This window comes from Cupriavidus sp. GW821-FHT02F09, assembly GCF_059421605.1.
The window spans coordinates 17,727-36,629 of the sequence record NZ_JBWKVH010000062.1 but is presented as its reverse complement, the minus strand read 5'-3'; the positions used below and the strand labels follow the sequence as shown (position 1 = coordinate 36,629).

Below are 18,903 nucleotides of genomic sequence, written 5' to 3'. Positions count from 1 at the left end.
CTGGTTGCCGGCCTGCCAGGGGCGTCCGTGGCCGCGCTGGGCACCTTCCTGCCTTGCTACCTGTTCACCGTGATCCCGGCACCCTACTTCAAGAAGTACGGGAAGCGCCCCGGCATCATCGCCTTCGTCGATGGCGTGACGGCGGCAGCTGTTGGGGCCATCACGGGCGCCGTGATCGTCCTGGCCAAACGCTCAATTATCGATCTGCCCACGGTCTTGCTTGCGCTTGTTACCGTCGCGTTGCTTTGGAAATTCAAGAAGCTGCCTGAACCAGTCATCGTCGTCGGCGCTGCACTAATCGGCCTGGTCGCCTACCCACTCCTCCACGCATGAGCCGCACGAACAAGGAATCCATCATGATTCACCGCAATGGGCAAAGCGCTAGGCGGCGGCTCGGGATGGGTGCTGCTGACCTACTCGCCGCGCGACAAGCGGCTCGTCAACCAGTGGGCGCCAGATCACGCACATACCCTCGCCGGGGCTACCCCGATCCTGGCGCTTGACATGTATGAGCATTCTTACCACAGGGACTTCGGCGCAAAAGCTGCGGCTTATGCGGATGCCTTCGTGCAGAACATCCATTGGGCCCAGGCAGCCGAGCGCTTCGCCGTGGCCCAAAAATAATTCGAATACCAGATCATGCCCACAGCCATTTCTCCCCGCGAACTTGCCGAAGCTATCCAAGGTCCTGCCCCACCTCAGATTGTCGACGTCAGACGCAAGCCGGCCTTTGATGCCAGCGCGCAAATGATCGCAGGCGCCTCCTGGCGCGATCCCGACAACATTGACGGCTGGATCTCCGCGCTCGACACCGGCCGACCGGTGATCGTCTATTGCGTACACGGTCATCAAGTCAGCCAGGACAGTGCCGCCCGGCTAGAAGACACAGGCTTCCAAGCAGCGTATCTCACCGGCGGCATCGAGGAGTGGGCCGCCGGCAATCACCCCACGATCGGCAAACCGTAAGGAGTCAGCCATGAAATGGATTACCCGCGAACGTCCGAAGATTGACCGGATTGCCTGTCCTTGGCTGATCGCCCGCTTTATCGACAAGGAACCAGAATTTTTGTACGCGCCCACCGGCGACGTCGTGAAAGTCGCTGGCGAGACGGGTGCCGTTCCCTACGACATCCCCGGCGTCGAGCTATCGCATGTCGGCGAACTGTGCAGCTTCGACGCGTTCCTGGATAAGTACCATCTGAACGATCCTGCCTTGCAACAACTCGCTGGCATTGTGCGGGGCGCGGACACGTCAAAGCTGGACCTGACCCCGCAATCCGGAGGGCTCTACGCTATCTCGCTGGGTCTCTCGCAAGTATTCGTCGACGATCACGAGATGCTCCGGCACGGCATGGTGATGTATGACGCCTTGTATGCCTGGTGCCAGCATTGCCAGGCGGAAACGCATCAATGGCCGCCGAAGATGCCGGCGTAAATCGTTCCGTTACCGCATCGCCCAGGAGGTGCTCCATGAAACCGATCCTGCTCATGGTATCGATGCTTCTGACAGCCATGCCGGCAACTGGAGAGACGCTTATGTTCAACCAGGACCAACAAGGTGCATTGCCGGCGGGATGGGTGGCGGGTGTCACCGGCCGCGGCAAGCCCAAATGGACCGTCGAGACAGACCCGACCGCGCAGGACGGCGCCAACGTGCTCAAGCAATCGGGCTCCGGAGATTTCCCCTGGTGCGTGAAGCAAGACGTCTCTATCGCCGATGGCTTCGTGGAGGCGAAGTTCAAGCCCGTTTCAGGCCGCGAAGATCAAGCTGGCGGCGTTGTCTGGCGTTGGAAGGACGGCGATAACTACTATGTCGCGCGGGCAAACGCACTGGAAAACAACGTCTCGCTGTACTACACGACGGGGGGCCGCCGACACACGATCCAGTACCAGGAAGCCCCTGTCGCCGCCCGAGTCTGGCATACGCTGCACGTGGACTTCGTGGGCAACCGCATCCAGGTGGCGCTGGACGGCAAGCGCTATATCGATGTCGCGGACGATCACATCGGCGGCGCCGGCCGGGTCGGCGTATGGACCAAGGCGGATAGCGTGACCTTGTTCGACACCGTCTCATTCGGAAACGCCAGCACGAAGTGACAACAAGGAAGAGCTATTCGGTGAGCGCAGTCACCAGCCCATTGATATTGCGCAAGTACCTGCTCCGGTCAAAGCGGCAATCGAGAAGCAAGCGCAGGGCCGTACGGTCGGCGAGATCGAGAAGCAGACAGCAAACGGCAAGATCCGCTATGAGATTACGCTCGGCACCGGCAGCGAGAAACAAACCGTTCTCATTGGCGAAGACGGCAAACAGTTCGCCGCCCGTGCCGACGATGATAATGACGAAGATAATTGACGCGAGTTGGCCACAGGAGAACGGCTCAAGCTGCCGATCGGGAGACCCTCATGCAATTTATTGCTCGAGAACCCACCTGAATTGACCGGATCCACTTCAGTACGGCCGGCTATGACACATCACACAGACGGCACCTTCGCGATGCATACCCTTAAAGACCCAGTTGCACCCAACAGTCGAGGCTGGCTTGCACGCCAGGTGTTGCCGGCAGGCGTTCACGCAGGCGCGTTGCCGCTTCTCGTCGGCCGCGCGTTACGCGGCTTCTGTGACGGGTTCATCGCCGTCCTGCTGCCAGCATACCTGCTGGGACTCGGTTTCGCGCAACTGGCGGTGGGGTTGATCAGCAGTGCGACCCTGATCGGCTCAGCACTGGCGACGATACTGGTAGGCGTCCTCGGCCATCGCTACCCACAGCGCCGCCTGCTGGTGTTGGCGGCTGCATTGATGGTCGCAACCGGCATCGGCTTCGCCGGACTGTCCTCCCTATGGCCACTGTTGCTCGTCGCATTCGTCGGCACGCTCAACCCGAGTTCCGGTGACGTCAGTGTTTTCCTGCCGCTGGAGCAGGCTCGTCTCGCCGACTCGTCGACCTCTGATGCTCGCACTGCGCTATTCGCCCGCTATAGCCTGACTGGCGCCTTCTCCGCCGCCATCGGCGCGCTGGCGGCAGCGCTGCCGGGCTGGCTTGCCCCGCAGTTGGGGATATCGTTCCTCAGCGCCATGCGCGTGATGTTCATGATCTATGCATTGACGGGTGTCGCACTCTGGTTCCTCTATGCGCGCATCCCCGAGCCACACCCGCACGCGACATCGGTGCGAGTACCGCTTGGCCCGTCTCGCCGGATCGTTACCCGCCTTGCACTGCTCTTTAGCGTCGACGCCTTTGCCGGCGGGCTGGTGGTGAACTCGCTGCTGGCACTGTGGTTGATGCAGCGCTTCGGTCTTTCCCTTGGCGCCGCTGGCCAGTTCTTTTTCTGGGCGGGGATGCTCACGGCCGGCTCCCAACTCGTTGCCGTGCCGCTGTCCCGCAAGTTCGGCTTGCTGAACACGATGGTGTTTACCCATATTCCATCCAGCCTCTGCCTGATCGCGGCCGCCTTCTCCCCCTCCTTGGTGGCGGCCCTGGCCTTGTTGCTCGTGCGCAGCGCGCTGTCACAGATGGACGTACCGACCCGGACTGCCTATGTGATGGCGGTGGTCACGCCGCCGGAGCGACCGGCGGCCGCAAGCCTGACCGCGGTCCCCAGAAGCCTGGCTTCCGCACTCGGCCCGACCCTAGCAGGCGCGCTGTTGGCCTTGGGCTGGGTCGGTGCACCGCTGGTCGCCTGCGGCCTGCTCAAAATCACCTATGACCTGGCGCTCCTGGGCGCCTTTCGACGTATCAAACCGGTCGATTGACCGGAAATCGACTTTGATCCGTGCATGGCTTGCGTGTAGCTCTGCCAGACCCGCCTCGGATACGCGCTCTCCGAAGGCACTATTGGCGGACATGGGCCGGATTCACCCGCATGCCTTCCGGCATGCATTCGGCTCACACGGTCTCGCCGCCGGCATGGCCCTCAACGTCATGCAAGGCTACCTGGGACACACCTCCATCGCGACAACAACGCTATATAGCACGGCAGATCGCGACGGGCGCTTACAGGACGTCGAGAAGTTCTATCGTGGGTCCTGAGGCGGGAACGGGCATCCGCCTCCCGGACGCGGCATAGCTAGCGGACCCACGCTTATGACGGATCTCCGCCAGCTGATACGCGCCTGGAATCTCACCAGGGAGATGTTGGACTATCTGGCCGTCGCGTTGACCAGTTGAAGCCATAGCCATGAGCGGTTATTGAAGCACCTTCTGTGGCGAAGGCTAGAATACGTATATCCGCCGACGAACGAGCGACTGATGAACGCCTCCTCGAAGCTTGATATTGCTGAGATTCTCTACGACTCGGGACGCGTGCGCTATCGCTACGCGCGCGTGATCGCGCCGGATGGAAGCAAATGGCTTCGCCATGGACTTTTTGTTCACTATGGAGAGAATGGCTCGATTCTCTCTGAGGGTACGTATGTCAAAGGGAAAGAAGAAGGGCTCTGGCGAGATTTTCATCCGAACGGTGTACCGGCGGCCGAGGGCTACTTCGTTGGCGGCAACGAGACGGGAACATGGCGATTTTGGTCCGACACTGGCAAGGAGGAGCCTTCCCAGAGTTTCCCTACTGTGACTGGCTGACAGAGCGAATGGCGCGACATGACCGTCTCGGGCCACAAGTGCTCGTTTGAAGTTACTAGACACCTCATGGAATTCGTCTTAGCCCACGCATCACTGAACCACAGGTTAAACTTCCGAGTGCCGGAAAATGACTGAGACTTACTATGATTGACCTGCTTCGCGAAGATGAGCTACCGCCCTGGTTTTGTTATTCAAGTGAATTCCTCCCACTATGAGGGCACCACCCGGGGCAAAGCGTCTTCGCTTATCTCGGTTACGTTACCTCAGGGAAGATCGTCAATCTCTTTGTGGAAATGCCACTCTCATATGCGCCTGGCCTACGCGGCAAGTTCCATGAGGTCACTGGTGGTTTTTGAAGTCCTCCTGCCCTAGCGTACGTCCTGTTCGGTTTCTTTCGGGAGTTTGAAAGGATGTTCGGCTGGCTCAAGCGAAAAGGTTTGCCGGCCAGCGGTCCGGACTATCGGCACATTGACTCGCGAGAGAAGGCCGAAGCGCTCTACAGGCGTGGCAAGTTGTAGAAGCTGTTCCTGTTACCTGCTAAATTCGGTGGCGAGGATGTTCCCCCAAACATTGTCTACGTCCCGCCATTTGCGGCCCAGCTGAAACAACGGCTGGATCACGATACGATCATGCCGATGGCAAGGAACGGGAACGTGCGCCAATACAGCGCGAGTCCCGAGTACGAAGAAAAGAGCGTCATTCCGTCGCGAATATGCATTGCGGCAACGGATCCTGGCCACTTCGAAGGGACCATTGCGATCTGGGGCAAGGCGGCGCGGCAGGCACCCATTCCGGGCGTACATTTGCAGTCCGAGGAAGTTCCCGCTTTTCATCTGGATGCATCTGCGGTTGTAAAAGCTGAACCGACAGAAATGATCCGCGCTTTCATCTCGGATTACGAGACCTGGAATCAGTATGCCACTGCGACCGATGAGCGTGATGCTGCTCTTGGCATGGCCGCAGCGGAATCAGCGAACAAGGTACTGATGAGAAAGTATTGTCCGCCCGGCTGTAATCACCAGCCCATCTCATTTGGGAGCAGGTCCGCGCACAGCAGTACGCAAGAGGAAATCGTCAGCGCCGATTCCGCAGGTGAGGCGTCCTTGGTGAGGACCCGTCACACAAGGGTCACAGGCTCACTAACGATGACGGATGACTACGAGTATCACCTGAAAAGGATTGATGGGCGGTGGTACGTGGTCAGCGTCCTATATGTTGATGCCGAGGGCAAGTACGAATGTCTGTAGCCGCCTTGCAGTGCCACGCACCGGCGTTGGCCTGCCGCAGCAAAGAGAACCTCGACAGTCTGCTTCGCGTCGGTCAGAGACGGCCGCGGCTTGGCGATGGGTAGCCGACCGAGACCGGCTGAGTTTCAGTCAATGGAGATCCCACGCCGGTTTGTATGCATACTCGATACAGGCGCACTACAATGCGCATCTGCTGAAGGCGTCTATAAACAACTATCAAGAAATTCAAATGTTTGGTCTGCCTAGAAGGCGAAAAACACAGGCGACAACGAACACCGCCACGGAGACGTCGGCGGGAGTCTCAGCAGCAGCAGGTGGCCTGGACCTTAGCCTGCTAGTCCCTATCCTCAAGGTGATGGAACCGGCCGACCCTTCTGCCGTAGTCTTGACCCTCGCTCGCGACGAATCGCCTGTCATGCGACCGTTTGCCGCAGACTTGATTGTCATGTACGCAATCGACTTGCCAACTCACTTTCGTTTCGTTACCTATCGAGAACTTAGGGATGCCTCGATTTCAGAGGAAGAGTTGCATTCACTCGCTCTTCGCAATTTGCCTATGCGGTTACCCGAGATTGAGTTTCATGGCGAGGCGCCTCGCTACATGGTTACCGCCGGAGGGAATTTTGAGGCGACCTTGCTGCTCTTGGAATCATTATGGGAGCAGGTCGAGGAACAGATGCCTGGCGAAATTCTCGCTGTAGTCCCCGCGCGCGATTTGTTGTTCGTGTCGGCTTCCGGATGGGAAGGCGCGCTGTCATTCATGCAGGAGATGGCCAGCAGAGACCTTCCTGAGAAAAGGTACGCACTGACGACATGCGTGTTCGCCCGTCGTGACGGAGAGTGGGTCCCTCACGCTCTTTCCGCTTAAGTTGCCGGCGGCGGCGCGATTGAGCGGACTGCTGCTGCCGGCCACGAACCGTCATTCGCTCCCATCAACTATTCGACATCCGGCAGGCAGCCCGGCCTCTGAAAGCAGACGCTCAAGGCGCTGTTGGACGACCGCGTTATATTTGATGCGTGAAGCCTACGCGCCTTGACGCAGCGCTTGAGCAACGACAACGAACGCAGGAGTCGGTTGCCGGCGGCTCGGATAGTACAGGTGAAAGCCGGAAAACGACGGACACCAGTCGGACAGCACGCGCAGCAGCTCCCCGCTCGCGAGTTGCGACTGCACCCGTTGTTCGGGAACGAAGGCGAGGCCGACGCCAGCAAGTGCGGCCTTGACGGCCATCGTCGCCGTATTGAACACGAGTTGCCCTTCGACGCGCACGTTCAGTTCGCGTCCTCCCTTCCTGAACTCCCACGCGTAAATGCCACCGGCCGTTGGCAGCCGGATGTTGATGCAGTTATGTGCCGTCAGGTCCTGCGGCGTCTTCGGCTTCGAGTGCCTCGCGAAATACTCCGGCGTGCCGACCACGGCCATGCTCACATCGGGGCCGATGCGAACGGCGACCATATCCTTGGCGACCTGCTCGCCAAGCCGCACACCTGCATCGAGCCGTTGTTCGACGATGTCCGTGAGTCCGTTGTCGACAACGATTTCGATCGTGATGTCCGGATAGTCAGGCAGAAGCCGTTCGATTACCGGCCACAGCAGCAGTTCTGCCGCGTGTTCTCCAGCGGCGATGCGCACCGTGCCCGCCGGCGTGTCACGCAGAGCGGTAAGCGCACTCAGCTCGGCCTCGATCTCATCCAGGCGGGGGCCGACCGACTGGATCAGCCGTTCGCCGGCTTGCGTCGGCGAAATATTGCGGGTGGTTCTAGTCAGAAGCCGCAGCCCGAGCCGGGCTTCCAGATTGCGCACAGTCTGACTTAGCGCAGACTGCGAAACGCCGAGCTTCGCGGCCGCCTTTGTGAAGCTGCCATCACGTGCGACGGCCAAAAACGCGGTGATATCGGAGAGGTCGGAACGCGCCATTTATAAGCCTGCCTTCTAGCATCATGCGGATTCTAGCTCTTTATCGCGGGAAGACGCGTTGCTAAATTGAAGGTCGAGATACCAAACCAAGGAGCGTCCATGGAAATCACAAGAAGCGGCTCGCAGCCTTCGGCGAAAGGGCCCGCGGAGTACTTCACGGGAACAGTGCGAGTCGATGCACCATTCGCAGGCGAGCAGCCGGCCCGGATTGGCGGCGCGACGGTGACGTTCGAACCGGGCGCGCGGACTGCCTGGCATACACATCCGCTCGGTCAGACGCTGATCGTGACCGCAGGCCTCGGTTTGGTGCAGCACGAGGACGGCGCAGTTCAGGAGATCCGGCCTGGCGACATCGTCTGGATCGCACGCGGCGAAAAGCACTGGCACGGCGCGACTGCTATCACGGCGATGACGCACATCGCTATCGCTGAAAAGCTTAACGGCAGCCCGGTCGACTGGATGGAAAAGGTCACAGACGAGCAGTACCTGGCCGGCGTGACCGTAAGCGATCAAGGAGTTGGGTCATGAAGAAGCGTATTCTCGGAAAGAACGGGCTGGAAGTCTCTGCTATCGGCCTCGGGTGCATGGGCCTGAGCTTCGGACTCGGGCCCGCAACGGAGCGCAGTGAAGCGCTGCAGGTCATCCGCTCGGCCGTAGATCGCGGTGTCACGCTGTTCGACACAGCCGAAGGCTATGGCCCCTTCATCAACGAAGATCTGGTCGGAGAGGCGTTGCAGCCGGTCCGGGACCAGGCACTGGTGTGCACGAAGTTCGGCTTCGCGATCAATGAGAAAGGCGAATTGACCGGACTCGACAGCCGGCCCTCGCATATTCGCGCGGTGGTCGATGCTTCCCTTAAACGCCTGCGCACCGATCATATCGACCTCCTTTATCAGCACCGCGTTGACCCGAACGTGCCGATGGAGGACGTTGCTGGTGCTGTCAAAGATCTCATCGCCGAAGGAAAGGTCCTGCACTTCGGCTTGTCGGAGGCAAGCGCGGCAAACATCCGCCTGGCACACGCGGTGCAGCCGGTGACGGCCATTCAGGACCATTACTCACTCTGGATGCGCGAGCCTGAGCAGACGAAGTTCTCTCTCTGCGAGGAGCTGGGCATTGGCCTCGTTGCATGGGGCCCGCTCGGCCAGGGTTTCCTGACCGGCAAGATCACGCGAGGCATGAAGTTTGACGATGCCAACGACCTGCGCAAGGATTTCCCGCGCTTCACGCCCGAAGCCATGGAGGCCAACTTCAAGGTCGTCGACTTTCTGAAGGACCTGGCCGCCCGCAAAAACAGCACGCCGGCTCAGGTTGCGCTGGCGTGGCTGCTCGCGCAGAAGCCTTGGATCGTGCCGATCCCCGGCGGTACAAGGATCGAGCACCTCGATGACAACCTGCCGGCCGCCGACCTTGTGCTGACGCCGGACGACCTGCGCGAGATCGACAACGCCTTCGAGACGATCGACATCAAGGGCGCGCCGCTGTCGGCTTCCCTGGATGCGGCGATCGACCGCTAAACCATACGGGCACGAAACGATGCACAAACGTATCCTTGGTAAGGACGGATTGGAAGTCTCCGCGCTTGGCCTCGGCTGCATGGGCATGAGCACGAATTACGGTCCTGCGCCCGACAAGCAGGAGATGATCGAATCCCAAGGCGGGCTTTGATAAATCCGACGTCCGGTCCTGGTTTCCGCGCTTCACCCCTGAGGCGATGCAGGCCAATCTGGCGTTCGTCGACCTGCTAAACGAGATCGCGAACAAAAAAGAGGTGACTGCCGCACAGATCGCGCTGGCATGGCTCCTTGCAAAAGAGCCCTGGATTGCGCCGATCCCCGGAACCCGAAAGCTGCATCGGCTTGACGAGAACCTGGCTTCGGCGAGCGTCATGCTGACAGCGGACGACATGCGGGAGATTGAAACGGCAGCGGCAAAAATCGAGGTACATGGCGCCCGGGGAACCGGCGACGAACAGCACGCCTGACCTGTGCCTCACTATCACATGCAAGGAAATAAACATGCAAAAACGAATTCTCGGTAAAAGCGGCCTCGAAGTCTCTGCCCCCGGTCTTGGCTGCATGGGACTCAGCTATGGCTACGGTCCCGCCGCCGACAAGACCGACGCGCTCAAGCTGATCCGCACCGCGTTCGAACGCGGCGTGACATTTTTCGATACGGCCGAAGCCTATGCGCAAGGCGCCAACGAAGAGTTGTTGGGCGAGGCGCTGCAGCCATTTCGGGACCAGGTCGTTATCGCGACGAAGTTCGGTTTCCAAGATGGCGACGCCAGCAAGGGCCAGGATAGCCGACCGGAGCGCATCCGCGAAGTGGCGAACGCTGCGCTGAAGCGGCTGCGGACCGATCGCATCGACCTCTTCTATCAGCACCGCGTCGATGCGAACGTTCCAATGGAAGACGTCGCGGGCACCGTCAAAGAGTTGATCCAGCAAGGCAAGGTCAAGCATTTCGGCATGTCGGAAGCAGGCGTGCAGTCGATCCGTCGCGCTCATGCCGTGCAGCCGGTCGCTGTGTTGCAAAGCGAATATTCTCTGTGGTGGCGCGAGCCCGAGAAGGAGATTCTGCCGCTACTCGAAGAGCTGGGCATTGGTTTTGTGCCGTTCAGCCCGCTTGGCAAGGGCTTCCTGACGGGCGCGATCAATGAGAGCACCAGCTTTGACAAGTCCGACTTCCGCAATGTGGTGCCGCGTTTTTCGGAAGAAAACCGCAAAGCCAACCAGGGCCTGGTTGACGTGTTGAAACAGATCGCGACCGGACTGAATGCGACGCCCGCGCAAATCGCGCTTGCGTGGCTTCTGGCGCAAAGGCCCTGGATCGTGCCGATCCCCGGCACGACGAAGCTGCATCGACTGGAAGAAAACATCGGCGCGGCCGCCGTCGAGTTATCCGCCGACAACCTGCGCGATATCGATTCGGCGCTCTCGACCATTGCTGTCCAGGGCGACCGTTACCCGGCGCATCTGCAAGCGCGCGTCGGAAAGTAGCCCTCTCCATTAATCGCGCGATTTGCGCAGAAAGGACGACCATGTCAGAGAACATCGCAGGCAAGGTTATTGTCATCACCGGCGCAAGCAGCGGCCTTGGTGAAGCAGCCGTTCGCCGCCTGGCGGCAGACGGCGCAAAGCTGGTGCTCGGCGCTCGTCGCGTCGATCGCCTGAAGGCGTTGGCCGCCGAACTCGAGCTCCCCGAAGACGCGGCAGTCGAGACGGACGTCACTGATGCCCAACAGGTCAAGGCGCTCGTCGATTGGGCGGTGAAGACCCACGGCCGCATTGACGTCATCATCAACAATGCCGGTCTGATGCCGCACTCGCCTCTGGAGCGCGGAAAGATCGAGGATTGGGAGAGGATGATCGACGTCAATATCAAGGGCGTGCTGTATGGCATCGCCGCGGCGCTCCCGCATATGACGCGCCAGAAAAGCGGTCACATCATCAACGTGTCGTCGGTCGCGGGCCATAAGGTCGGCAAGAACAACGCTGTTTACTGCGCCACGAAGACAGCGGTTCGGGTGCTCTCCGAGGGACTGCGTCAGGAGGTGAAGCCCCACAACATCCGCACGACGATCATTTCGCCGGGCGCGGTGCAGTCGGAACTGCCCCAGAGCGTCACCGAAGCCGATGTAGCGGCAGGCATCGCCGACTTTTACGAGAAGTTCGCCATTCCGGCAGACAGCTTTGCAAGGATGGTCGCTTTCGCGATACAACAGCCCGAAGACGTGGACGTGAACGTGAACGAAATCCTGTTCCGCCCCACGGCTCAGGAACTGTGAAGTCGACTGGGGATTGCCTGAATGACAAGAATTCTGATCCTTGGAGCCAATGGCGGCCTGGCGCGGAATACGACGCGCGTTCTGCTTGAACGCGCGGACGTCTCGCTGACGCTTTTTTTTACGCGCGGCCAGGCGGCTTGAAAACCCTGACCCGGTCCGCGTGACCATCATCGAAGGGGATGTTCTCGACACGGCCGCATTGGGCTGCGCAATGCAGGACCAGGATGTCGTCTACGCGAACCTGTCGGGGGACATGGCCCGGCAGGCGCGAAGCATTGTCGACGCGATGCACGCGGTCGGTTTGAAGCGGCTGATCTTCATCAGCTCGATGGGGATTTACAGCGAAGTGCCGGGCGAGAAATATCGCAGCATTCTTGACCCTTACCGGGACTCGGCCGCGCTGATCGAGGCGTCCGATCTCGACTATACGATCCTGCGGCCGGGTTGGTTCACGCACGATCCTGGAGGGCGATACACCATCACGCAGAAGGGCGAACCGTTCCAGGGTCACGATCTCTCTCTCGATAGCCTGTCAGGGCTGATCGCCAAGATTGCGACCACGCCCGGGCTCTACGTTGGCAGCAGCATCGGCGTCAGCGATCGCTGAATCAAATAGAAGGACACAACACCATGCAGAAAGTCATCGTTGTCATCGGGCCTGGATCAATCGGGCAGGCCATCGCGCGCCGGGTCGGCGCCGGCAAGCATCTCCTGCTCGCTGACCTGCGGCAAGAAAATGCCGATGTGGCCGCGAAGACGCTGAGCGAAGCCGGATTCGACGTGACGACAACAACCGTCGATATTTCATCGCGCGCGTCCATCCAAGCCTTGGTCGCAAAAGCTACATCGCTGGGAGAGGTTCACGGTCTCATCCAGGCGGCGGGCGTCTCGCCGTCGCAAGCCTCGCCGGAGACGATCCTGAAAGTCGATCTCTACGGCACGGCGGTCATTCTTGAAGAGTTCGGCAGGGTGATCGCGGAAGGCGGTTCCGGAATTGTCATCGCGTCGCAGTCAGGACACCGGCTGCCGCCGCTAACAATCGACGAAAACAAGGCGCTCGCGTCAACACCTGTCGAGGATTTGCTGAAGCTGCCCTTGCTTCAGCCCAACCAGGTCAAGGATTCCCTGCACGCCTATCAGCTCTCGAAGCGTGGCAATGCGCTGCGTGTGATGTTCGAGGCCGTTCGTTGGGGCAAGCGCGGTGCGCGGGTCAACACGATCAGCCCCGGCATCATCATCACGCCGCTCGCGAAGGACGAATTGTCCGGTCCGCGTGGCGAAGGATACCGCCGCATGATCGCCGGCTGCCCGGCGAAGCGAGCTGGCACGCCCGATGAGGTCGCGAATGTCGCGGCGCTGCTCATGGGGCCTGACGGCGGTTTCCTTACCGGCAGCGACTTCTTGATGGATGGCGGCGTTACCGCTTCCTATTGGTTTGGCCCCTTGGCTCCGCAGTAGTGATTGCCTGGCGTTTTATGCCTCGAAAGCGGCCATTGCCGGCTCGCTACGCTCTATGGCCGAGATGGGTCGGGTACGGCCTGCCGCCCCTCAATCACAGCCGTCGCCTGCCGGCCATGAAGCGTAGTTGGTCCACGCGATCACTCGGCCAATCGAACGTCTGCTCCAGCCAAGCCAACGGACTTTCGCTGGCCAGCGATGCAAGTCGCTCCATCGGCGGAAGCGGAAGGCTCTGGTCATCTCAGAGACTTATCACGAGAACGAATTCTATTTCTAGATAATCCAGATACCAGTTGAGTAGGGTCTGTTCAAGTCCGGTCGGCCCCGGCGCGAATGCCCGCTGCGATGAAGGTCACCAGGTACTCGGACTTGCGCCGCGCGTCGCCGGCCTTGACCTTGCCGCCGGAGATGCGCTCGATACGGCTGTCGAACACGCTCATTACCAGCGCCCCCACGGCAAACAGATAGGCCCAATGCGCATAGCCGGCGCTGTTGCCTGACAGGGCCTTGCGGATCGCCTTGACGAATTCCATGGCAAAGGGGTCGAAGTAGTCCGCAACAATGCCTCGCTCAGCTTCTCTTGGATCCGATGCCTCGCGTGCGACGAGTTTGGCGTAGGCGATGCCGGCCTCCGTGTCCTGGATCCGCATTACTGGCTGCACGAACGCACGCACGATGTGCTCCACCGGATCCTCGCCGGCAATGAGGGGGTCGTGTAGCGCCGCCAGCCGGGCCTCGAACAGCGTCTTACGCCGTTCAAAGAGCGCGCGGTACAGATTTCGTTTGGTCTCGAAGTGGTAAACGATCAGCGGCAAGCCAACGTCCGCGGCCGCCGCGATATCACGCATCGACACGCCGTCAAAGCCGCCTTCGGCAAAAAGCCGCTCCGCTGCATCGAGCACGCGTTCGCGCTTGCTCGCTTCCGGGATCGGCAGCCCCTGCGCTTCTTCCCGCGCCCCGACCACCGACTTCCGCGCTTCCCTGCCTTCCATGCTGCCTCCATATAGACGCGCCATTGTAGCGAACCTCACTTCGCCACATTCGCACCCGCGTTTACCCCAGTGTAGCGTTTGACTGCACGAGTGTACAGTCCGTTCTGCGCGATACTGAACGATCGTACAGTCAGTACAAAACTGGTGCGTCACCTGCTTCGGCCAGGGGCGCCAAATCAGGAGACCCATCATGCCCCCCAATCCTGCCTCGCTGAAGTGGCGCGTGCTTATCGGCTGCTTCCTGAGCTATATGTTCGACGCGGTGGACATCATCATCCTTGCCATCGCCATGCCGGCTATTACCGCATCCCTTCACATCACACAGGCGCAGGCCGGCTTGCTTGTCACAGCCACGCTGCTCGGCATCGGGCTGAGCAGCGTGGTGATGGGGAGGCTGGCGGATACCATGGGCCGCCGCAAGGCGCTGCTACTGTCGCTGGTGACTTTCGGCGCGCTCACGATGGCAATTTCCGGCGCCACCGACTGGCGCCAGATTCTCTTCCTGCGCTTCCTCTCAGGCCTCGGCCTGGGCGGGGTCTGGAGCACGGCCGCGGCTCATGTCAACGAGACCTGGCCGGCGCACCAGCGCGGACGGGCCACTGCCTTCGTGCTCAGTTCCTTCTCTTCGGGCGCAACCGTGGCCGCCCTGGCAGCGGCCTACCTGCTGCCGGCGCATGGCTGGCGCGTGTTGTTCTTTCTCTGCGGCGCGGCCGTGGCCATCGCCATCGGCTACGTCTGGCTGCGCGTGCCGGAATCTGAGGTCTGGCGCGCGCAACGGTCCAGTGGGCAGTCCACCAGAGCAAGCGCCGGCCGTGCCAGCCTTGCTGCGTTGTTCGCGCCCGGCCTGCTGCGCATTACCCTGCTCGGCACCGCGACCTCGGCCTTGGCGCTGTCCGCGTACTGGGGCGCTTCGACCTGGCTACCGACCTTCCTGGTCAAGGAACGGGGGCTCGATGTCACCACCATGGCCAGCTTCGTGGCCGTGCTGAATGTCGGCATGTTCCTTGGCTATAACGTCTTCGGCCTGCTCGCAGACCGCATCGGGAAACAGCGTGCCGTGATCGCGTCGCTGGTCGGCTCCGGACTGACGCTACCGGCCTATGCTTTCGCCACGGACCATGCGACCCTGCTCGTCCTCGGCCCGGTATTCGCCTTCTTCATGGCCTTCGCCGGCCTCGTGGGCTCCTACTTCGCCGAACTGTTCCCGACGCACATCCGCGCAACCGGCGCCGGATTCTGCTTCAACGTCGGCCGTGGCATCTCCGCCTTTGCTCCGCTGGCGCTGGGCTGGGCGGCGACTGGGTTCGGCTTTGCGCCCGGTATCGCGCTGTGCGGCGGCTTGTTCCTGCTATCCGCGATCGTGGTTGCCCTGCTGCCACGTGAAATCGCCGCGCAGGACACCGGCGCCCACGTGCGCAAGGTGCCGGGCGCCGATCCGTCCCTCGATGCCCGTTGAGCTCGCCCCCCATTTCACGTATCTCCACAAAGGACTTGTCACCATGACACGCCGCTTCGTCGATCTCTCGATCTACCTGGAAAACGATGTCGTCTCCGACCCGCCCGGCTATGGCCCCCAGATCGAGTACCTGTCGCATCGTTCCACCGCCGAGCAGGTCACGGCCTTTTTTCCGGGGCTGATGCCGTCAGACCTGCCGGACAGCGAAGGCTGGGCGATCGAGCACGTCCGGCTCAATACGCACAATGGCACTCACCTTGACGCTCCCTATCACTTCCACAGCACCATGAACGAGTCATTGGGGCAGCGCGAGCGCGCCATCACCATTGACGAGGTGCCACTGGAGTGGTGCTTCCAGCCGGGCGTGAAGCTAGACTTCACCGGCCTGGATGACGGCTATGTGGTCACCGCCGGCGACGTCGAGGCGGAACTCGCCCGTATCGGGCACGCGCTCAAGCCGCTGGAGATCGTGGTGGTCAACACGCGAGCGGGCAAGCGCTACGGCCAGCCTGACTACGTCGCCTGCGGCTGCGGCATGGGACTCGACGCCACCATGTACTTGCTTGAGCGTGGCGTACGCCTGACCGGCACCGACGCGTGGAGCTGGGATGCGCCGTTCGTGCATACGGCCAGAAAGTATGCAGAGACACACGATGCCTCATTGATCTGGGAAGGCCACAAGGCGGGCCGCAACATCGGCTATTGCCACCTGGAGAAGCTGCACAACCTCGAGGCCCTGCCGCCGGATGGCTTCTACATCTCTTGCTTCCCGCACAAGATCCGAGGTGCCTCCGCTGGCTGGACGCGTGCTGTGGCCATCTTCGACGACGCGCTCAACGCCGCGTGACAACGCCATGGAACTGAACCACACACATGATGCCGCTCGCCGCAGTTGGCTGACACAGGCCAATGCGCCCGGTTCCGACTTCCCGTTGCAGAACCTCCCGCTCTGCATATTCCGTCGGCAAGGCAGCGCCGAGGCCTGGCGTGGCGGCGTAGCAATCGGCGACCAGATCGTCGACCTGGCCGCGTTGCATGGCAGGGCCTGCCTGCCAGACCCGGCCGCCGAGGCCATGCAGGCCGCCGTAGCGCCGACGCTAAATGCGCTGCTGGAATTGGGTCCGAGCGCCTGGCGCGCATTGCGCCACGGAATCTTTGCGCTGCTGGAGGCTGGCAGTGCGCATGAGAGCCGAGTACGGGAAACGCTGGTGCCGCAGGCGGCGGCCGAGTTTGCGATACCGGTACGCATCGGCGACTACACGGATTTCTATACTTCGCTCGATCACGCCGTGAACTGCTGTCGCCAGTTCGGGCTGGAGGTGAACCCCAACTTTGACTGGCTGCCGATCGCGTATCACGGCCGGGTGTCTTCCATCGGCGTCAGTGGCCAACAGGTCTACCGGCCGATGGGGCAGTACCGCGCCGATCCGGGCAGCGCACCTGTGTATGGACCTTGCCAGCGTCTGGACTACGAACTGGAAGTGGGCGCGGTGATTGGCATCGGAAATGCACGTGGTACGCCCATCCCTCTGGCAAAGGCGCAGCAGCACATCTTCGGCCTGTGCCTGCTCAACGATTGGTCCGCGCGCGACATTCAGACTTGGGAGATGCAACCGTTAGGGCCTTTTCTGGCCAAGAACTTCGCCACCACATTGTCGCCCTGGATCGTCACGCTGGAAGCCCTGCTGCCTTACCGCACAGGCTGGACGCGCGCCCCAGGGCGCCCGCAACCGCTCGACTACCTTCGCTCGGCGGACAATGCCGCGGCCGGCGCCTTCGACATCCAACTGGAGGTCTCGATACTCAGCGCGCACCAGCTAACACAGGGCCGGCAACCGCGCACGCTGACCCATACCAGCTTCCGACACCAGTACTGGACGCTGAGCCAGATGATTGCGCACCACACCATGGGCGGTTGCAACCTACAGAGCGGCGACCTGCTGGGCAGCGGCACGATCTCGGGCCCCGCCCCAGGCGAAGCGGGTGCGCTGATCGAACTCACAGTATCCGGGACGCAACCGGTAGATATCGGAGACGGCGAACAACGCGGCTTCCTTGAGGATGGCGATACCGTCGTGTTTCGTGGCTGGTGCGAGCGCGACGACTATGCGCGGATCGGTTTCGGCGTCAACTATGGGACCGTGCTGCCAGCCCCTGCGTCCGCCTGACCGTCTCCAACCCACTACTGCCGCGCGCGCCACTCCCCGCCGATTATGGGCTGCGATGCTGTGGTGAGTGGGCCCTCGCGCTCAGCTCCCTCGGGCGAATATCGGCATTCGCAATGCCGCAGAAAAAGACGACCGCCCCCGTCAGTGAGGCTGTTCATGCGCCAAGACCACGCTGTTCTTTTGAGGTGATCGAAGTCAATAAAACGGAGGAGATCAATTTTGTACAAGGAACGACAAGCAAGCTGTGCCGTCTATGGTAAGGCTGGTAGCGAGCCGGGTGGCTCACGGAGGGCGCAACCGATAGTAAGGTTGTATGCGCTGGCACTCTTTGCGCTGCCTTGCGCGTCCTACGCGACCAACGCACAGCTATATGGACTCGCGGACGCATATGTCGGCGTTACCCATCTCAGTGGACAACGTTCTGCAACTGGCGTGGAAAGTGGAGGTCTGCAGACGTCCTTCTGGGGCATGACAGGAAGCGAAGATTTGGGAGCCGGTCTTAAGGCGAACTACCGCCTCGAGGGATTCTTCCAAATGGACACGGGTGCCAATGGGCGTGCTCCCACGGATGGCCTCTTTTCCCGAAATGCCTACGTTGGCCTGGAGGGCGGTTTTGGCGAAGTGCGTCTCGGGCGACTAGCAAATCCGACGTTTCTGGCGACCGCGCTCTTCGATGCGTTTTCCGGCTCGACGAAGTTTTCGCCGCTCCAGAACGTCCTGTGGACGCCCCAGCAGGGCCGATACATTGCCGGCGATACCGCGTGGAATAACGCGATTGGCTACTACTCACCGGAATTCGCGGGAATTTCGTTCCGGGGCTTGTATAGCCTTGGCGAGCAGCCGGGCACGAGTTCGCAGAACAATGCTGTCGGTATGCTGCTCTATGATCGCGGGCCATTATCGGCGAGTTTTGCCATCCAGAGAACCCGGCTTGGTCCCGGACTTCCTGCGGGAAGCTGGGCGCAGACAGCGATGGCCGGGGGATTGTCCTATGACTTCAAGGTCATCAAGCTGCTGACCGAGTATGTCCACACAAGTACCAGCGGTGCATCAACGACGACCGACGCGCTGCAGGTGGGTGCCCAGATTCCGGTCGGCAGCGGGAAGATCCTGGCCTCTGCAGTGTCTTCACGCGTACGTAGCGATGTCATGGCGGACTATCGGCGTCACGGACTTGCCGGTGGTTATGACTATGCTCTGTCGAAACGCACGGACGTATACGCTGTGACGATGTTCGACAAGGTTACCGAAAAAGGCAGTGGCACCAGCTTTGCGCTGGGCATGCGCCACAAGTTTTAGC

Annotated in this window: 22 protein-coding genes and 2 pseudogenes; 22 read left to right on the top strand and 2 right to left on the bottom strand. The window is 61.1% G+C overall.

The window, feature by feature from the left end; genetic code table 11:
- The 10 genes and pseudogenes from AC07XB_RS36145 to AC07XB_RS36100 all read left to right on the top strand — a co-directional run.
- On the top strand, nt 1-333 hold a 333-nt coding region (locus AC07XB_RS36145; RefSeq protein WP_492832462.1), incomplete at its 5' end, for a chromate transporter.
- A 27-nt stretch (nt 334-360) separates the two neighbouring features.
- Nucleotides 361-624, top strand: a pseudogene (locus AC07XB_RS36140) (Fe-Mn family superoxide dismutase); the annotation flags it as partial.
- Between the two features lie 15 nt (nt 625-639).
- On the top strand, nt 640-966 hold the full coding sequence (gene chrE, locus AC07XB_RS36135) for a rhodanese family chromate resistance protein ChrE (protein ID WP_492372302.1): 327 nt from the start codon (nt 640-642) through the stop codon (nt 964-966).
- A gap of 10 nt (nt 967-976) precedes the next feature.
- On the top strand, nt 977-1,435 hold the full coding sequence (locus AC07XB_RS36130) for a chromate resistance protein ChrB domain-containing protein (protein WP_492372303.1): 459 nt from the start codon (nt 977-979) through the stop codon (nt 1,433-1,435).
- Between the two features lie 35 nt (nt 1,436-1,470).
- A complete protein-coding gene (locus AC07XB_RS36125; RefSeq protein ID WP_492812319.1) occupies nt 1,471-2,097 on the top strand; it encodes a 3-keto-alpha-glucoside-1,2-lyase-like domain-containing protein in 627 nt (208 codons plus the stop codon).
- Between the two features lie 397 nt (nt 2,098-2,494).
- The gene (locus AC07XB_RS36120) at nt 2,495-3,751 is read left to right on the top strand and encodes an MFS transporter (RefSeq protein ID WP_492372305.1); all 1,257 of its coding nucleotides are present in this window, start codon (nt 2,495-2,497) and stop codon (nt 3,749-3,751) included.
- Entirely contained in the window at nt 3,702-4,028 is a 327-nt protein-coding gene (locus AC07XB_RS36115) for a tyrosine-type recombinase/integrase (protein ID WP_494752826.1), read from the top strand. The genes AC07XB_RS36120 and AC07XB_RS36115 overlap by 50 nt, the downstream gene beginning before the upstream one ends.
- A 219-nt stretch (nt 4,029-4,247) precedes the next feature.
- On the top strand, nt 4,248-4,574 hold the full coding sequence (locus AC07XB_RS36110) for a toxin-antitoxin system YwqK family antitoxin (RefSeq protein ID WP_492832465.1): 327 nt from the start codon (nt 4,248-4,250) through the stop codon (nt 4,572-4,574).
- 629 nt (nt 4,575-5,203) lie between these two features.
- Nucleotides 5,204-5,821 (top strand): hypothetical protein, encoded by a 618-nt coding sequence (locus AC07XB_RS36105; protein WP_492832467.1) that lies wholly within the window; start codon nt 5,204-5,206, stop codon nt 5,819-5,821.
- Nucleotides 5,822-5,972: 151 nt separating this feature from the next.
- On the top strand, nt 5,973-6,689 hold the full coding sequence (locus AC07XB_RS36100) for a DUF1444 family protein (protein WP_492832469.1): 717 nt from the start codon (nt 5,973-5,975) through the stop codon (nt 6,687-6,689).
- A gap of 156 nt (nt 6,690-6,845) precedes the next feature.
- On the opposite strand, the gene AC07XB_RS36095 is transcribed toward AC07XB_RS36100, so the two are convergent.
- Nucleotides 6,846-7,739, bottom strand: a complete 894-nt coding sequence (locus tag AC07XB_RS36095; RefSeq protein ID WP_492372310.1) for a LysR family transcriptional regulator — start codon at nt 7,737-7,739, stop codon at nt 6,846-6,848.
- Nucleotides 7,740-7,838: 99 nt separating this feature from the next.
- On the opposite strand from AC07XB_RS36095, the gene AC07XB_RS36090 reads away from it, so the two are divergent.
- The 8 genes and pseudogenes from AC07XB_RS36090 (at nt 7,839) to AC07XB_RS36055 (ending at nt 12,987) form a co-directional block, all read left to right on the top strand.
- Nucleotides 7,839-8,267: a (R)-mandelonitrile lyase gene (locus AC07XB_RS36090; RefSeq protein ID WP_492832471.1), complete on the top strand. Its 429-nt coding sequence runs from the start codon at nt 7,839-7,841 to the stop codon at nt 8,265-8,267.
- The gene (locus AC07XB_RS36085; RefSeq protein ID WP_492832473.1) at nt 8,264-9,256 is read left to right on the top strand and encodes an aldo/keto reductase; all 993 of its coding nucleotides are present in this window, start codon (nt 8,264-8,266) and stop codon (nt 9,254-9,256) included. The genes AC07XB_RS36090 and AC07XB_RS36085 overlap by 4 nt, the downstream gene beginning before the upstream one ends.
- A 19-nt stretch (nt 9,257-9,275) precedes the next feature.
- Complete coding sequence (locus AC07XB_RS36080) at nt 9,276-9,407, top strand: hypothetical protein (RefSeq protein ID WP_492372313.1); 132 nt, start codon at nt 9,276-9,278, stop codon at nt 9,405-9,407.
- Nucleotides 9,408-9,444: 37 nt separating this feature from the next.
- Nucleotides 9,445-9,723 (top strand): annotated as a pseudogene (locus AC07XB_RS36075) (aldo/keto reductase); the annotation flags it as partial.
- A gap of 34 nt (nt 9,724-9,757) precedes the next feature.
- On the top strand, nt 9,758-10,741 hold the full coding sequence (locus AC07XB_RS36070; protein WP_492812304.1) for an aldo/keto reductase: 984 nt from the start codon (nt 9,758-9,760) through the stop codon (nt 10,739-10,741).
- A 41-nt stretch (nt 10,742-10,782) separates the two neighbouring features.
- Nucleotides 10,783-11,529 carry an SDR family oxidoreductase gene (locus AC07XB_RS36065; RefSeq protein WP_492832475.1) on the top strand — a complete coding sequence of 249 codons (747 nt, stop codon included), beginning with the start codon at nt 10,783-10,785 and terminating at the stop codon, nt 11,527-11,529.
- Nucleotides 11,530-11,689: 160 nt separating this feature from the next.
- Nucleotides 11,690-12,136, top strand: coding sequence for an NAD(P)H-binding protein (locus tag AC07XB_RS36060; RefSeq protein ID WP_492832477.1), 447 nt, complete (start codon nt 11,690-11,692; stop codon nt 12,134-12,136).
- A gap of 23 nt (nt 12,137-12,159) precedes the next feature.
- Nucleotides 12,160-12,987 carry an SDR family oxidoreductase gene (locus AC07XB_RS36055; RefSeq protein WP_492812301.1) on the top strand — a complete coding sequence of 276 codons (828 nt, stop codon included), beginning with the start codon at nt 12,160-12,162 and terminating at the stop codon, nt 12,985-12,987.
- A 308-nt stretch (nt 12,988-13,295) separates the two neighbouring features.
- Here the strand turns inward: AC07XB_RS36055 and AC07XB_RS36050 are convergent, their stop codons facing one another.
- Nucleotides 13,296-13,979, bottom strand: coding sequence for a TetR/AcrR family transcriptional regulator (locus AC07XB_RS36050; protein WP_492372318.1), 684 nt, complete (start codon nt 13,977-13,979; stop codon nt 13,296-13,298).
- Between the two features lie 190 nt (nt 13,980-14,169).
- Here AC07XB_RS36050 and AC07XB_RS36045 point away from each other — a divergent pair, with 190 nt between their 5' ends.
- The 4 genes from AC07XB_RS36045 (at nt 14,170) to AC07XB_RS36030 (ending at nt 18,902) form a co-directional block, all read left to right on the top strand.
- On the top strand, nt 14,170-15,435 hold the full coding sequence (locus AC07XB_RS36045) for an MFS transporter (RefSeq protein ID WP_492372319.1): 1,266 nt from the start codon (nt 14,170-14,172) through the stop codon (nt 15,433-15,435).
- 43 nt (nt 15,436-15,478) lie between these two features.
- Nucleotides 15,479-16,282: a cyclase family protein gene (locus tag AC07XB_RS36040; protein WP_492372320.1), complete on the top strand. Its 804-nt coding sequence runs from the start codon at nt 15,479-15,481 to the stop codon at nt 16,280-16,282.
- 7 nt (nt 16,283-16,289) lie between these two features.
- Nucleotides 16,290-17,603, top strand: a complete 1,314-nt coding sequence (gene fahA / locus AC07XB_RS36035; protein ID WP_492372321.1) for a fumarylacetoacetase — start codon at nt 16,290-16,292, stop codon at nt 17,601-17,603.
- 219 nt (nt 17,604-17,822) lie between these two features.
- The gene (locus AC07XB_RS36030; protein WP_492812291.1) at nt 17,823-18,902 is read left to right on the top strand and encodes a porin; all 1,080 of its coding nucleotides are present in this window, start codon (nt 17,823-17,825) and stop codon (nt 18,900-18,902) included.
- Nucleotide 18,903 lies beyond the last annotated feature (1 nt).